Here is a 16,444-nt window from a genome sequence, read left to right as displayed (position 1 = left end):
AATAGTTGAATACGAGGATATAACTAAATGCCGGGGAAAATCGCTGACCCAACAGTTGCTCATCAGGTTGAATTAGTCATTCATCGCCTCAATTCCCTTTCGGCCTTGCCTTGCATTGCGGCACGATTTCTTTCGCATCTCTCACAGGCCCGGCTCTCGGACTTGGCTGAAACAGTCGAATCAGACCCGGCTCTTGCTGCCGCCATTCTTTCACTTATGAACAAAAAGGGTTTAAACAGTCCCGGCGAGGGCTTCTCAGTTCGCCGGGCGATTGACAAACTGCCTGCCCACGCCGTTCGTCAGGCCCTTCTGTCTGTCAGGGTTTATCCGGCTTTCAGCAGGGATGAACGCAGGGTATCGTTCAGAGAACAGCTTGTGGAACATTGCCTTGCCGTCGCCTGTTGTGCTGAAGATATCGCCGCGATTTTGTCCCCTCAAATGGATTTGCAGTTGGCGTATTCGGCCGGCCTGCTGCACGATATCGGAAAGCTCGCCCTTGATGAGGCAATGCCGAGAAGTTTTGCCGCCATCGTCGAACAGGCGCAATCGCAGCAGGCCTGCTCACGAACGCTTGAGCAAAAACATCTCGGCCTCGACCATACAATCCTCGGCAAACGACTCGCTGCAAAGTGGCGCCTGCCCAATCAGATTATGCTCGCAATTTGGCTCCACCACAGCGACGTTAATCTAATCTCTCAAAGTATGCCCGAAGCGAAAATCGCACAGGTGGTTCAGTTGGCCGATTTAATCGCCCGGCAGTGTGGCATCGGCCTGTCGGGAAGTTTCGACACGCCTGATTCAGTGGACAAAATAGCGCAGCTTCTGGCGATAACCCCCGACCAGTTAGAGCAAATCCGTAGTCCTCTCGCGGATAAGATCGCAGAAAAAGTAGAGGCTTTGGGTCTGGATTCGCCGGTTACCGCCGATGAATATTGCAGCGCCCTTCACGCTGCCGCCGACCAGCTGGCGCAGAAGCAGTCGGAATTGGCGCTCGAAAACAGTTTCCTGCAGACCGCGTTAAACCATTTCGAGTTTACAAAAGAGTTTCTGCTGAGCCTGGATTCGAATGATAGTCCGGTTGACGTAGCGGAAAATTTCGCCGTCCGCTGGCAGAAGTTTTACCAGGCTGGTTCGGTTTGCTTATATTTAGTCCCGCCGGATAATCCTCAGTACCTCAAAGCCGTTGTTGTGGAAAGTCCGTCGCGGACAAAGGTCGTCTTGCTGAAAGCCCCAACTGATGCATCGGCGATACCGCAGGCAATTTCAAATAGCTTCGCAATTCTTAACGCTGCCGATTACACCGGCTGGCTGTTTGAGCAATTGAATGTCGAGTTCGACCTGGGCCATACGAAATTACTCCCTCTGCTCGCCGGCAATAAAGCAGTTGGAGCGATTGTCTTCGAGCTTCACTATCCCGTGGAAACGGAGCAGTTCGAGGAAAAGTTTAAGACTACCGCCTCCATCGCAGGGGCTGTGTTAGGCTTGGCTTTTGCCTCCGCAAGCTGGCAGCGGTTTGCTGAGCAGTTTGCGCAGTCACTCGCCGGCCCGCCCGCCGACATACAGACGCCGTCTCGCTTGACTGCGGGTAACACGGATGTTCTGGATGCCTTGGCTGAAATGGCCGCCGGCGCTGCCCACGAATTGAATAATCCGCTCTCGGTCGTATCAGGCAGGGCACAGATGCTCGCTGCCGGCGAGACCGACCCCCAGAAAAAACAAATACTCGAACAAATCCGGAAAAACGCTGGCCAAATTACCGCGATTATCGATGACCTGTTTGTCTTTGCCAGCCCGCCGGCGCCTCACCAGACCTGGACGTCTCACAGGCAGATACTTGATGAAGCCATACAGTTGGCATCGCGCAAAACTGGTGTGGAGCGCATCGATGCGAGGATTGAAGTTGTTGGGGACATCAAAAACATTTTCGCCGATTCCGCTCAGGTTGCATCGGCTATCGCGAATGTCATCTGTAATTCTATCCAGTCTTACGCCGATAGTTACGGCCCTGTAAAAATCTCTGCCTCTGCAGACCCCTCCGGCGGCTTTGTAAAATTGACAATCGTTGATTTCGGCTGCGGAATGGATGAGCAGACGCTTCAAAAGGCGATGTTCCCCTTTTTCTCTAATCTACCTGCCGGCCGAAAGCGGGGGATGGGCCTTGCTCACGCTGCCAGGCTCATCCAGTTAAACGGAGGCTCCCTTTCCATAACAAGCAGCCCCGGCAGCGGTACCACCGTAACAATTCTCCTGCCCTGCAAATTATAAATTAGTATCGTTACCGTCGATTCTAATGGATTATTAATTTGCCAGCCAGACTGAACCGAATTCGGCAAAATCCAGGAAATCGACAATGTTGTATTCATCCTTGTATAAATCACCCGGAATGTCAGGGCCGCTCGACAGCCAGTTATCAGCCATTACGCCGACGTCGCCCCAGCCGATTAAGCCGTCGCAATCGAGGTCATAAACGTTATATGCGGCGTAGTTCTGGTTGGCTATATCTGCCTGTACATTAGAATAATCCATCTGGTTCGGGTCAAATATGTAATGTTGCTTGTGCGGTGTTACCGTTCCGGACCAGAAACTATCGACCCATACCTCATATAAGCCGGTTGAATCGGTCGTATCTTGGTTGCCGCCGTTGTTGGCATCGACCATAACCCCTTCTATTGGCTCGTCGCATTCGTTCTTTATGTAACCGCTGATCTTATAAGTCAGCAGAGTCCCGGTGTAGCTTTGGTCCGTCATCCAGTCCTCTTTTACGTTTGCATAGCTTCTGTTGTTCGGCGCGAAGACGTAGGCCTCTTTGGCGGGCGTGACATTGCCCGACCAGTTGTAGTCCACAACGATTTCATAATAGCCGTCTGCGTCCGTCAGCGTTGCCCCGCCGCCGTATCTGCTTGTCCACGGCCCGCCGCCGTTTTCGGCCGATACGTTTACATCGCTCAGGGGCGTGATATAGTCGTCGGCAAGCACAATGCCCGCAATCCTGAAGGTTATCAGTGTCGCTGTGTAATCGTCACTGCTCTGGTTCTGTGTGACATTGGTATATATAGTGCTGTCCGGCGCGAAGATATATCCTTCTTTATAAGGAGTGACTTGGCCCGACCAGCCGTAATTGACCGGCAGTTCGTAGAAGCCGTCGGCGTTGGTTAAAGTATTAACATCGCCTGTCTCCATCAGCACCCCTTCGACCGGCGTACTGCCGTCCTGCTCTACCACATAGCCGGAAATCGAGAGGATAATCTGGTTGAATGTCACGGCTACTGTATGGTTGCTCGTGACGTTATATATTGTATAGGTAGTCCCTCCGGATTGGACCTGATTGCCGTCCACAGTCCACTCGTCGACCTCATAACCCAGGTCCGCGTTGGCCGTGAACATCTGGTTGCCTCCGTAGTTTATCGTGACATCGCCCCAAGGAACGATACTGCCGTTGGTGCCCGCTGAAGCGGAGACCGTATACTGGTCAATAGCGAAGTTGGCCGTTACGTTTATATTGGCTGTTACATTCAGGTCTGTTCTCGGATTGTCCGTAGATAAATCACTCCAGTTGACAAAGTGGTAGCCGATATTATGTACCGCTGTTACAGCAGTTCCATTGCCGCCGTAATTGACCACCTGTGAGGTATCGCCTGTCAGGCTTCCGCCCGCGCCTGCCGCGTAATCAAGAGTGAATGTGTCTATAGCGAAGTTGGCTACCACATTATAAGATGCATCCATTAAAACAGTGGTACTGGCCGAAGTCGGGCTGGCTACTTTGCCTGCCGTTACCGCGGTGCCCGTCCAGTTCACGAAATGATAATTGGCGTTAGCAGACGCAACGATACTTGCGTTGGTACCGTTCGTGTAGTCGAAGTCACCTATGCCGGGCGTGGTTACTGTGCCGCCCGCTGAAGAAGAAACCGCCAGCGTCCGGGTAACAGGTCCGCCGCCTGACAAAGCTTGGAGCACAAATCCAATAATAACCTGACGGGTAACTGTGCTCGAGTGATCTGCGCTTGGTGTCTCGGCTGCGCCCGTTGCGGACTTGTAGCCGGTTACACCTGTGTGCCCACTAGTCCCAACCGACTGGTCGGTCCCTTCTGTAAAGCCGCCGCCTAATGTATATGAGCCGTTATTAGCGTTGGTCGCACCGAGAATAACCATATCCCCGTCATTTGTAGCAAGCGGACTTGTCGAGATTGGGTCCGTACCGCTTGTCGTTCCATTGCTTGCGGATTCTCCTATGGAAGTTGTCTGGTCAACATTGGAAAGGAATACACTTGCATACGAGATAGAACTCGTCGAAGCGCTCCAGGTGGGAGTAAACGTGCCGCTGTTCGCAGCAGCTACGCCGGCTTCGTCGAGTATAAATGCCGCAACGTAATTCCCGTAGCCAGTGGTGACGGCACTCCTTTCAATAACCTTGGTCATTGCCTGCCCGCCGTATGTTACGGAAGTCAAACTTGGGTCAAGACCACTGGCAGATTCTTCATGAGCAATGAAAATCAAAGCCCGGCTGTTGCCGGCTTCTTTTGCATGGGATAAACCTGTCGCCCACGAGCCGAGGATTTCAATATCTGTCGGAGGCAGGTCGGTAGTTGCTGATAGCGTGCTCGACCAGCCTGTCTCATTGGGAATAAGATAACTGTCGCGTGCCTTGACCCTGAACGAATACAAAGTGCTCGGCGTCAGGCCTGAAGCGACGTATGTCGTACCTGACTGCCAGCCGCTGGTTTTGGTGCCATCATTGGTGCATTCGAAATAATACTCAACAGGCGGACTATCCGCATCCGTAGCAGTCGATGCTGTCATCGTGATTGTGCTCGAACCTGTCGCCGTTGGCACTGAAGACCACGTCATCGGGTCAGGTGTCGGCGGTACTGTATCCGGAAGGTCGGTTGTTGCAGATTCCTCTGTAGACCAGTCCGTCTCATTCTGAGCCGTGGCGCTGTCGCGTGCCTTGACCCTGAACGAATATAAAGTGCCCGCGTTGAGACCGGAGGCAACGTATGTCGTGCTCGATTGCCAACTACTGCTCTTGCTTCCGTCGTTAGTGCACTCGAAGTAGTACTGCACCGGCGGACTCTCACTGTCAGCAGCAGTTGTTGCAGTCATAGTGATTGTAGTCTGTCCTGTCGCCGTTGGCGTCGAAGACCACGTCATCGGGTCAGGCGTCGGCGGTGTAGTATCAGGTGGATCAGTCGTTGCTGATTGTGTGCTTGACCACCCCGTCTCATTCTGGGCAGGCGAACTGTCACGTGCCTTGACCCGGAATGAATATAGAGTGCTCGGGTTTAGACCTGAAGCCACATATGTCGGATTTGTTTGCCAGCCGCTGTTAGCGTCACCGTCGGTGGTGCATTCGAAATAATACTGCACGGGCGGGCTGTCATCTACAGCTGTGGTTGACGTCATTGTAATTGTCATCGGACCGGTTGCACTAGGTAGAGAAGCCCATGTCATAGCGTTCGGCTCAGGCGGCGTAACGTCTTCAATATAGGAAACACTGGCTACTCCGACACCGTCATACGTTGTGCGGGTTGGTATATTAGTAGTATAAGAACTGTCATAGTTGTCAAGATAAACATCAATCGAACCGCCTCCGCTTATTTCCTTTCGGCCGATATAAACGCGATAAAGAATGTAGTCGCCGTTAACAACGTCGACCGAACCGGAGAATTGAGATGCCTCTGCGTGCTGAGAGGATTGCTTGTTGAAGCACAGCATACTATCCACATCTGATTCAAAGCCGCCCCTCACGCCCCAGTCCTGGGCCGGGTCGCACCAGAAATATGCGAACACGTCATACGTCCCGTCTGCCAGACCGGTTATTGTTGTCTTTATCGTGGGAACGTTTTCGGTTCCGCCGTCGCCGGCTGTATAACAGCTGCCTCCGTTGCCGTAGCCTGTGTATTCGTGCCACTCGTTATCGGCAGAACCGGCACTGCCGCTTGGGCCCGTCGGTGTAAACGGCAAACCGCCCGACTCTTCGGTGTTACTCTCGGTCGCATCAATATAATTGACTAAACCCAATGTCATGTCCTGCTCCTCAAGCATTCCCACAACTACAAAGTCGTAGTTTTCCTGGCCGGGATATTCACCCCTCGTCCAGAAGACCGCCGTGTTGTTGGCGTTCCATTTGGGAATAGCAGGACGGATATTATCTTCTGTTGAATTGGTTGTAATTTGTGTCCAGTCCCAGGTTAGACCTTTGTCGCTCGTTACACCCTTGAAAATCTCAATGTGCTCGAGCGGCGAATCGTCACGAGGATCAAAGGGTGTTCCGACATAAACTATGTTGGCATCATCAGGATGTATGCAGCCCATTGGGAGGTAGTCCTGTTCAGGCTCATGAAGCCCGGTTCCCATTTTGCATAGCTCTGTAGAAGTCCACGCGGTGCCGTTGAAACGTGCATAGAAGAAACGGTGGTCCGCCGCACCGATGGTATTCTGGCCGCTGCCGTTACCCCATGGGTCCGTTCCGTAGCGGGTCTGATACAGGCAAACCGGATAACCGTCTTTGTCTATCTCAATTTCATTAGTCCAACCTGTATGATATGTGTCGGCTAACTGCGGATCAGCAGCAGTAAATACCGGCGTATATGCTTGTATGGAGGGAGCATCCGTGTCGAAAAGATCGTCATCTACTACATTACCGTAAGAGTCGTATCCCTTCCCTCCCTTGATATAGCCGTGAAAGACACTATTATTGTAATTGCGAGGATGCTGCTCACAACCGATAAAGTCTATCCGATCAACCCCGTTGCCCCTGAATTTGTGATAAAAGTTGGAATAAGTCGCGCCTCCTACGGGACTGTTAAGTCTGCCCATATATTGCCACGTAACGCCAAGGTCGTCCGAATAAGAAATGTTAGGAGTGACCTCATTCCAGCGCACGATATTATACAATCGGCCGTTGCCGGTCCCCTCGCCCGAAAGGTAGTGAACATTCGTATAAGAAAGCGTGCCCCCGCTAATGCCGCTGATAGTATCCCAGTCATAGTTTTGCTCACTGCCCCAGACGCTGCCGTCATTCGCATAGGTCGCCAGACGGTAGAAGGTTTGACCTGAAGAACTGTAATGCGGTGCATACAAATGCAGATACCTGCCGTCAGGCCTTATCCAGAAGGCGCCCATATTATGGTCGTCGCCGCCGCCGGAATCACGCGCTTGTCTCACCGTGCGCTTTCCTGTGGCTATGTTAAATGTAGTGGTATCCATATCATTTAATCTTGCTCCGCCGACTCCGCCGAAACCGTTCTCTTCTGCAGCGGTACTCGTGAGGATATTGCCGGCAGTGGGGTCGTAAGCAATCTTATCGTCTTGATACCAGCACCACCCGCCGTTATCGTTTATCAGCATCATATTACCGGCTACAAGGTCAATGGATACGCTGGGCGCCGAGTCGGTAGTTGCAGATAGTGTGCTCGACCAGCCCGTCTCGTTCGGGGTGGTAGCGCTGTCACGTGCCCTGACTCTGAATGAATAAAGAGTGTCCGGGGTTAGACCTGAAGCTGCGTATGTTGCACTTGTCTGCCAGCCGCTGCTCTTGCTGCCGTCATTAGTGCATTCGAAGTAGTATTCTACCGGCGGACTTTCACTATCGGTGGCGGTCGTCGCAGTCATTGTAATTGTGCTCGAGCCCGTTGCTGTTGGTGTCGTTGCCCAGGTCATCGGGTCGGGTGTCGGAGGTGTTGTATCAGGTGTAGGCGGATCGGTGGTCGCGGATTGTGTGCTCGACCAGCCCGTCTCGTTCGGGGTGGTAGCGCTGTCACGTGCCATGACCCTGAATGAATACAAAGTACCCGCGTTAAGACCGGAAGCAACATATGTCGGATTTGTCTGCCAGCTGCTGCTCTTGCTGCCGTCATTAGTGCATTCGAAGTAATATTCTACCGGTGGACTATTGGCATCTGTAGCGGTCGTCGCGGTCATCGTAATTGTAGTCTGTCCTGTTGCCGCAGGAACCGAGGACCATGTCATCGGGTCGGGCGCAGGAGGTGTTGTATCGGGTGTAGGATTGGTGGTAGCGGATAGTGTGCTCGACCAGCCCGTCTCGTTCGGGGTGGTAGCGCTGTCACGTGCCCTGACTCTGAATGAATAAAGAGTGTCCGGGGTTAGACCTGAAGCTGCGTATGTTGCACTTGTCTGCCAGCCGCTGCTCTTGCTGCCGTCATTAGTGCATTCGAAGTAGTATTCTACCGGCGGACTTTCACTATCGGTGGCGGTCGTCGCAGTCATTGTAATTGTGCTCGAGCCCGTTGCTGTTGGTGTCGTTGCCCAGGTCATCGGGTCGGGTGTCGGAGGTGTTGTATCAGGTGTAGGCGGATCGGTGGTCGCGGATTGTGTGCTCGACCAGCCCGTCTCGTTCGGGGTGGTAGCGCTGTCACGTGCCATGACCCTGAATGAATACAAAGTACCCGCGTTAAGACCGGAAGCAACATATGTCGGATTTGTCTGCCAGCTGCTGCTCTTGCTGCCGTCATTAGTGCATTCGAAGTAATATTCTACCGGTGGACTATTGGCATCTGTAGCGGTCGTCGCGGTCATCGTAATTGTAGTCTGTCCTGTTGCCGCAGGAACCGAGGACCATGTCATCGGGTCGGGCGCAGGAGGTGTTGTGTCGCTGGGCGTAGATTCCATTGCTTTCGCTGCCCAGATAACCGCTGCTTGACCATGAGGATTGCCAGTATTATCCGGTACCTTGTTTAAGTAAACCGCCACATCGGAGCTTGCACCTGTTCCTGGACAGACTTGTAAAACACGACCTTGTTCGTCCACATAATTTGCCAGTGCGGCCCATCCATCCAAAGCGGCCTGCTTATATGGAACCTCAGGAAGCCATCCTTTTTCTACTCCTGTTGCCAGTGCGAAGACAAACATACCTGTACAAGATGATTCATACCAGTTGCGCGGGTCACTGCCCATATCAAGAACCTGATACCACATCCCGCTCGGACCCTGGCACGCAACCAAGCCGGCCATCATGTTCTGATATTTAGTAAGCAACTGTGCGCGATCCGGGTGGTCTTCTGGAATACTCAAAAGGACCTCTGTCATAGCCGCTGCTGCCCAGCCATTACCTCGTCCCCAGAAAAATGGAGCGCTTAGGGTATGATGAAAAAGACCGTTAGACTGTTGTAACTGTTCCACCTCTCCCATATACCCCAAAAGTTGGGTAACAGCACGGTTGGCATAATTAGGATCTCCTGTGGACTTATATGCCTGGGCCTGAAGTGAACCAATCATATACAAATCATCTACCCAGAATCGTGAGTATTCGCTCAGACCGTCAGTACGTGGAGGATTAAATTCCTCGTCAGCTAAATATTGTGCCGATGTAAGATAGTTGGCATCGCCCGTCTGGCGGTATAGCTCAAATGGAAGTATCCCGTAGATATTTTCGTCTACGCTGCCTTCCGGCGGCAGTGTTGCACCTGTGTAATAAGTAGAAGGGAAAGCTGCAATGACGCTATTCTTGAGATCGGTATCCCCTGTTACTTCAGAATATATCATCACTCCATAGTATGAACAAGCGGATGCATAATATGTTGAAAGCGTCTGGCTTAATATATAATTTGCCACGAGGTCACCAATCTCTATTGGTTCATAAGTCGTAAAACTCCAGTCATCGCCGGTATATATCGTCCCTGCGTTGTTCGAATCGACCGCCCAGTAATATGTTGTCCCTTCTAAAAGGTCGTCGGGCGGGTCGTAACTATTCGTACCAACTGTGTATTTAGGATTATTGTGAGCAGTAGTGTCGGTTCCGAAGTAAACATCGTAGCTGGTCGGCGTATATGCTGTAGGAGCATCCCACGATAAACTGGTGGAAATAGAAACATTACTTGCCCCGTTAGCCGGATACGGATTACTGGCAATATTCAATGGAGGAGGTGTTCCTCCCTGAACTACGAAGCCGATAAGCACCTGGCGGTTCAAGCTGCTATGTGTTGCACTGGGCGTTTCAGATGCTCCGGTAGCAGATTTATAACCGGTTGCCCCGGTAGACGAAGTGGAGGACTGATTAACACCTAAAGTAAAGCTGTTGTTCATTGTATATGTGCCTAAGTTGCCGCAGGTGGCCCCGAGAAGAACCATATCGCCGCTGTTTGTTGCAAGTGCAGGGGTCGTTACTGGGTTGCTTGTACCTTCACCGTAGCCGGTTGCTCCGGTAGAGGTTGTTTGATTAACGTTAGAAAGGAATACGCTGGCGTATTTAACTTCCGTCGGCGTAGTATCCCAGGTAACAACAAAATTACTGTTGGTTGCGGCGGCAACACCAGCCTCTTTAAGAATATATGCTGCGGCATAAGCGCCGTTTCCGGAATAGTAGTACCTGTCAACGACCTTTGTCATTGATTGCCCGCCGTATGTTACAGCGGTTAGGTTCATTGTACCGGAGCGTTCACCATGTGCGATGAATATCAAAGCACGGTTACTGCCTGATTCTTTTGTATGAGATAAGCCAGTCACCCACGAACCGAGCAGTGTGATGTTTGTAGGCTGTGCCTGCGTAGTTGCTGATTGTGTGCTCGACCAGCCCGTCTCATTAAGGGCGGCGGCGCTGTCGCGTGCCTTGACCCTGAATGAATATGAAGTTGATGGATTAAGGCTGCTCGGTGAATAAGTTGCGCTCGTCTGCCACCCGCTTGTTTTGCTGCCGTTGGTAGTGCATTCGAAGTAATACTGCACGGGAGGACTGCAGACATCCGTGGCGGTACTCGCCGTCATCGTGATCGAATACGCCCCTGTTGCCGTCGGCACCGTCGCCCATGTCATCGGGTCAGGCGTAGGCGGCGTTGTGTCCGGCGAGTCGGTTGTTGCAGACTGTGTGCTCGACCAGCCCGTCTCATTCTGGGCCGCAGAACTGTCGCGTGCCTTGACCCTGAATGAATATTCAGTGCTCGGCGTCAAACCTGTAGCAACGTAGGTCGGATTTGTCTGCCAATCACTATTAGCGTCGCCGTCAGTGGTGCATTCGAAGTAATACTGCACCGGCGGGCTGGTGTCCGTAGCCGTCGTTGCAGTCATTGTAATTGTACTTGGGCCCGTTGTCGTAGGCACAGAAGCCCATGTCATAACATTCGGCTCAGGCGGGCTAACATCTTCCACATAGCTGATGCTGGCCACTCCAACCCCGTCGTATGTCGTGCGGGTAGGTGCATTGGAATTGTAAACACTGTCGTAGTTATCAAGATAAACAACGACCGGCGTGCCTCCGCTCACTGTCTTGCGGCCGATATAAACCCGGTAAAGCTGGACCCCGGTACCCGTAACTGTTACAGAACCGGAGAATTGCGATGCCTCGGCAAATTGAGCCGATTGCCTGCTGAAGCACAGCATACTATCCACATCAGATGCAAATCCGCCTCTTATTCCCCAGTCCTGGGCAGGGTCGCACCAGAAGTATGCGAACACGTCATACGTCCCGTCTGACAAACCTGTTATTGTGGTCTTTATCGTTGGAACGTTTTCCGTCCCGCCGTCACCGGCCGTGAAACAGCTTCCTCCGTTGCCGTATCCTGTGTATTCGTGCCACTGGCTGTCCGCTGTCCCTGCGCTGCCGCTCGGACCGGTCGGCGAAAATGCCGAACCGTCTGACTCTGTTGTATTGCTCGTGCCGGCGTCGATATAATTGACTAAACCTAGTGTCGCATCTTTTTCCTCTATCATTCCAACAGCTACAAGGTCATAATCTTCATAATTGTCCTGTCCCCAATTACCTCTTGTCCAGACAACCGCTGTATTGTCGGCGTCCCATTGAGGAACTGCCGGACGGGTATTATTAATTGTTGAATCGAATGTGAGTTGTGTCCAGTTCCACGTCGAGCCGTTATCAGAAGTCACGCCTTTGAATATCTCACGATACTCATTTTCTGAATCGTCGCGAGGGTCGAACTGTGTTGCGACATAGACAATGTTGGCGTCGTCAGGATGAATACAGCCCATGCCGATGTAATCCTGTTCGGGCAGGTGAAGCCCTCCACCCATTTTGCATAACTCTGTAGAAGTCCAGGTTGAGCCGTTGAAACGTGCGTAAAAGAAACGGTGGTCTGCAGCGCCGATGTTGCCCCAGCTGCCGCTGTTGTTACCCCATGGCTCTGTGCCGTGGCGGGTCTGATACAGGCAAACAGGATGCCCGTCTTTATCAAGCTCCATCTCATTACTCCAGCCTGTGTGATATGAATCGGCGTCTATAGTCGTATCAGCGATAAATATCGGCGTAAATGCCTGCACGGAGGGAGCGCTCTGGTCGTAAAGGTTGTCGTCTACTACAACCCCGTAAGAGTTGTAGCTCTTGCCGTTCTTGATATAGCCGTGATAGACATTGTTATTGTTGTCACGCGGGTGGTTCTCAACGCCTATAAAGTCTATCCGGTCAACGCCGTTGCTTCTGAACTTGTGATAGAAATTGGAATAAGTCGAACCTCCTGCCGGACTGCAAAGCTGCCCCATATACTGCCACGTTTGGCCCAGGTCGTCCGAGTAAGAGATGCAAGGAGTTCGCGTAAATACTCGAATGATATTATACAATCGTCCAACTCCGGGGGTTCCCTCGCCGGAAAGATAGTAAACATTGGTATAACTGCTGGACTGAGTATCAGTCAGGCCGCTGATGGTCTCCCAGTTATAGGTGTACTCGCTGCCCCAGCTGCTTCCGTCGTGCGGGTTGTCGGCCAGGCGCAGGTAGGTTACCTGCGGGTCATTGTAATGTTGACAATATATATGCAGATACCTGCCGTCAGGCCGTATCCAGAATGCCCCCATATTATGGTCGTCGCCGCCGAACTCGTGCGCAAGTGTCCGCGTCCGCGTCCCTGTGTCGATATTAAATGTAGTGGCATCCATATCATTGAGGCGTGTTCCGCTGACTCCGCCGAAACCATGCTCTTCCGCCGCCGTGCTCACGAGGACATTGCGCCCGACAGGATCGTAAACAACCTTGTCGTCCTGATACCAGCACCATCCGCCGTTATCGTTTATCAGCATCATATTACCCGCTACACGGTCAGCGGGAAACGCCGGCTGGCTAAGACAAAGGATGGTTACTAAGATTGTTATTGAAACGATAGCTCCCTTGGAGTGTGTTACACTTTTCATCATTTTACCTCCTTATTGGTTTATTAACAAATTATACGTAGTTTTCTCGCAAATAACAAGGATTTTCCCCAAATTGCTGATTTTGGCTGCGGAATAGGCCTTTTTCACACTGCCAGCCGGATTTAATTAAACACCGGCTCACTTCCCATAACAGGTGCCCCCGGCTCCGAAACCACAGTCTCAGTCCTTCTGCCAAGCAAACTTGTCTCGCCGCAGCTTTAGCGAAGGCGGATAAAATCTCTCGTCGTTTATCCGCTAAACGCTGCTCTTACCTCAACGGCCAGCGTTCGACTGACCCATTGTCCCGCGAAGAATATATTCCCCGCCGCTGCTCACACCGCCTCCGGCTGGCGCAGCGCAGAATTGTCATTGCGAGGCCGAAGGCCGTGGCAATCTCAAAAATGGTTAGCCCACCGGCCTGCCCTGCTCGGCTTAGGTAGCTTGGCTTTGCTGCGAAAACGCAGGACATAAGCCGAATTTGTGCTGTTGAACAAAGGGCTGCGAGCATACCCATCGCAGCCCTTTTGCCTTTTTTAGCTTCCAAACTTTACAGTTTCATAATATACGCCAACGCATAATACGGCGGCCTGTTCTCATGTGGCTGGGTGCTGCCGTCAGGGTTTCCACCTACACTCGACGTTGTTCCACCAGCAGAATTCGTATATCTCCAATACCCTTCTCCACCATCACGTTTAACATTATCAGCTAGAGTATAATACGTCGTGTATGTATATGTATGTGTATGTGCTGGCATTTCGGCTTCGGTTAACTTATGTTTCCATTGATCATCACAGCCATGTGCCCCAGGCGAGTAACCATCGGTGGGACCATTCACGTCAGGATTATCTCCGCCTGCACCTACAATAAACCTTTCTCTTAAATCAGGCGTACCATTTTTGCCGTCGCAAAGAACCCAGTCAGTCGGGATACTGTCTATTGATCCTGACCACATCACAATAACTCCTGAAGGTATGCCTGAATCAGGGATCGGTTGCCAAGTTGCAAGACCGCTGGCATCAGATGTGAGAACCTTATCTATTCCCGGAGTGCCGCCGGCAATCTTAATCTGTCCTGCCACCTCTAATTTTGCTCCCGGCTCCGTTGTCCCGATGCCGACGTTGCCGGTGCTGAAATCGCCATAAATCAAAGGGGGATTAATATCTGAATTGGCGATGTAGAGTTTGCCCGAGCCGGTTTCGTTGTTGTATCCCGCTTTGTGCCCAATGAAGACATTTCCAGAACCTGTGCTTTTATATCCTGCCTGATATCCTGAGAATGTATTGTAATTGCCTGTCTTGTTGGAGTTGCCCGCCTGATATCCTGAGAATGTGTTTCCATTCCCTGTGTCGTTTAAAAATCCCGTCATATATCCCAGGAATGTGTTTCCACCGCCCGCCGTGTTGCGGAAGCCTGCCAGGCATCCTGAGAATGTGTTGTAATTGCCTGTGGTATCCCGACCAGCACCAACACCTACGAGCGTATTCGAGTTTGGAACTGACAGGACCGTGCTGCCGCCTATCTTGTAAACGGAAGCCGCTCTGATGTCTCCGTTGACACTCAGCTTGGAGACAGGGTTTGTAGTCCCGATGCCGACATTGCCTGAGGGGATTGAATACATATCGTTCCCCGAGACCATCCAGTCGTTATCACTGCCCGCGTTACTCTTTGCATAAAGCGCATACGGCGTAGGCATCACTTCCATCCTTGGCTCAAGGACGGCATAGCCGTTGGGGTCATTCTGCTCACTCGGCCGAATACCAATCCCTATCCAGCGAGCATCGCCATCGAACGCATCGTCCCCAAAGTCCAGTTTAACTGCAAAGTAACCATCGATTACATTCACATCAGCCACGTTCACGTCATCACCTATTTGGTTGCCGTAGCTATTTGCATCATACAGCGTGAACCGAAAATCATAATTGCTGTCGGCAGGATAATTATAATCGTAGAGTTGCTCCTGATAGATAAACGCCGTCCCCATCGGCTCCGCGCCGGCTGATTGCACTGAATAGGCCGAAAGGCCCAATACCAGAAAACAAATTGTCAGTCTTTTTACAGTTTCCATTTTTCCACCCTTTCAAAACAAACTGTTGATAATCTTTAATGCCCATACAATACTCTTTCACAATCACAGCTTGTTTTTTCATTGGCCTCGCCTCCTTTTAAACCCACCCACTGCCTGCACAGTAAACTTTTTTTCCAAAATGCGCAGACATTGTGTGTAGCAACTTCCCCGCGGTGGAATTTTGAAAAATCGAAGTGTTACGCCGTATGTTTTCATTATCGCCTCCTGCTCTTAAATGAAAACAACGAGCATTATCGCAATCGCTCTATATATATTATGCGCCCTTGTCCCCAGTTGCCAAAAAAATTCTTGAGAAACGTCGTGTAATCTGTGATTAAAAAGCCCCAATGTTAATTTGGGCAATCTACACCTAATTTATCTTCACGGCTAATTTCTGTTTTGAATTTTGTATCTTGGTGATTGGAATTTATTTGAATTTTGTCGCTTGTTTTTTGAAATTTTCCGCGGATTGTTCACTTCGAACAATTCGCGCAGGGGGGTAAAAATTCCCTGCAATTTTCAACCATTTTACGCGCATTTTGTCTCACTTTTGCGCGCGCTTTTAGCAATTTTTAGCAATTTCTACCACTTTCTACCTGCCAAAAAACGCAAACTTGCGCGTTTAGTGCTACCCTAAATTTCCCAAATCCCCCAAATTGCCAGAAATGACCCCCCTTAGAAATTGTGTTTTTTTAGCGTGGCCGGATTATTTTTTGCTCTTTAAATACTTTCCCGCTCGTATAATCGGTGAAGGTTACTTTAACTACCAGCTCCTTCTCCTTGCCGGTGATTTTATCGCCCACGTCAAAACTCATTCTGTAATTAATTGTTATAAGTGTCGCACACCAAAGGGTTTTCAACTCATCCGGCGTTACGTGCCAGGCGCCCAATTTTGCCTCGCCAGCCTCTTTGTCTAAGTTCCAAAGCTCGACATCCACCGCGCCGGTTGCCTTTACTATATCTCTTTGCTCATCAATAGGTTGTATATAAACAAGCAGCTTTTCTTTCTTGCCGTCTTTATTTTTATCATAAAGATTAGTGTACCTGGTAATCTTGATTTTTTGCAGGTCGTAAAGGTCTTCAATCCTGGCCTCAGACGGCAATTTAGAGAGAATCTGGACCTGGCTTTTTAATTGCTCGTTTTCTGATTTGGATTGCTCGATTTGGCTTTTCAGCTCCGCGTTTTCCTGCTGGAGTGTTTTGGCCCCTTTTGCCGGCTTGCTGCCCTCGCAGCCGGCGGCGATAGCGAACAGACATCCGACCAAGATTATTTTTCTCACCTGCATATAC

Annotated in this window: 5 protein-coding genes; 1 reads left to right on the top strand and 4 read right to left on the bottom strand. The window is 51.1% G+C overall.

From position 1 onward, the window contains the following. The first annotated feature begins 27 nt into the window (after nt 1–27). Entirely contained in the window at nt 28–2,265 is a 2,238-nt protein-coding gene (locus PHG53_01960; protein MDD5380390.1) for an HDOD domain-containing protein, read from the top strand. A 33-nt stretch (nt 2,266–2,298) separates the two neighbouring features. Here PHG53_01960 and PHG53_01955 read toward each other — a convergent pair whose 3' ends face one another. The 4 genes from PHG53_01955 to PHG53_01940 all read right to left on the bottom strand — a co-directional run bounded on the left by PHG53_01955 (nt 2,299) and on the right by PHG53_01940 (nt 16,434). After that, the gene (locus PHG53_01955) at nt 2,299–13,092 is read right to left on the bottom strand and encodes a glycoside hydrolase family 88 protein (protein MDD5380389.1); all 10,794 of its coding nucleotides are present in this window, start codon (nt 13,090–13,092) and stop codon (nt 2,299–2,301) included. Nucleotides 13,093–13,357: 265 nt separating this feature from the next. Next, nucleotides 13,358–13,633, bottom strand: a complete 276-nt coding sequence (locus PHG53_01950; GenBank protein ID MDD5380388.1) for a hypothetical protein — start codon at nt 13,631–13,633, stop codon at nt 13,358–13,360. A gap of 3 nt (nt 13,634–13,636) precedes the next feature. Next, nucleotides 13,637–15,154 carry a hypothetical protein gene (locus tag PHG53_01945; protein ID MDD5380387.1) on the bottom strand — a complete coding sequence of 506 codons (1,518 nt, stop codon included), beginning with the start codon at nt 15,152–15,154 and terminating at the stop codon, nt 13,637–13,639. A 692-nt stretch (nt 15,155–15,846) separates the two neighbouring features. Further along, nucleotides 15,847–16,434 carry a hypothetical protein gene (locus PHG53_01940; GenBank protein ID MDD5380386.1) on the bottom strand — a complete coding sequence of 196 codons (588 nt, stop codon included), beginning with the start codon at nt 16,432–16,434 and terminating at the stop codon, nt 15,847–15,849. Between the last annotated feature and the right edge of the window lie 10 nt (nt 16,435–16,444).

The sequence above is a fragment of the Phycisphaerae bacterium genome (genome assembly GCA_028714855.1).
GTDB lineage: Bacteria > Planctomycetota > Phycisphaerae > Sedimentisphaerales > Anaerobacaceae > CAIYOL01.
The sequence above is the reverse complement of the archived record's forward strand: the minus strand, read 5'-3'. Positions and strand labels throughout refer to the sequence as shown.